1 protein-coding gene is annotated in these 732 nt (G+C 69.3%); it reads left to right on the forward strand.

Annotated features, from left to right (window positions below; genetic code table 11):
• Positions 1-638 (forward strand): isochorismatase family protein (locus tag ADK64_RS07290; protein ID WP_234384487.1); only part of this gene is annotated, 638 nt, incomplete at its 5' end.
• Positions 639-732: the final 94 nt, after the last annotated feature.

A 732-nucleotide genomic window follows, 5' to 3' on the forward strand; every position in this document is an offset into this window, starting at 1 on the left:
AGGAGTGGAAGATGAGCGAGCGCAACAAGTTCCTGGAGCCGGTCACCCGTGAGAACACCGCCGTGGTGCTGGTCGACCACCAGGTGGGTCTTCTGTCCGGCGTCCGGGACATCCCCGTCGGGGAGCTGAAGCACAACGTCGTGGCGCTGGCACGGGCGGCGACCATACTGGGCATCCCGCTGGTCGTCACCACCACCGCAGCCGACAGCATGTGGGGACCGACCACCCCCGAGCTGGTCGAGACCCTGCCGACCGGACAGAAGATCATCGACCGCAGCACCGTCAACGCCTGGCACGACGACCGGGTCCGCGAGGCCATCGAGGGCACCGGCCGGCGAAAGCTGGTCTTCGCCGGGGTGTCGCTCGAGGTATGCGCGGCGCTGCCCGCGATCTCGGCGACGGCCGCCGGGTACGACGCCTACGTCGCCGTGGACGCCTCCGGCACCTTCAGCCAGACCAAGCGGGAGGCCGGACTGCTGCGCATGCAACAGGCAGGCGTCATCGTCAGCGACTACGCCACCCTCATGGTCGAGGCCCTGGCCGACAACGCCTCCCCGGAGGCCGGACCCTGCTACGCCGCACTCGACATGCCGTTCGCCGTCCTGGTCGGCCAGATCTCCGCCGCCTACCAAGCCTAGAGGCACGAGGGGCGCCGCCCGCCTTGCTTGGCCGCTGGGGCCAAGCAAGCCGGTCAGCACCGTTGTTTGCGAGCGATCGCACAGACCCGACAGA

Origin of the sequence: Streptomyces sp. MMG1121, assembly GCF_001280015.1 — a bacterium.
Taxonomy (GTDB): Bacteria; Actinomycetota; Actinomycetes; order Streptomycetales; family Streptomycetaceae; genus Streptomyces.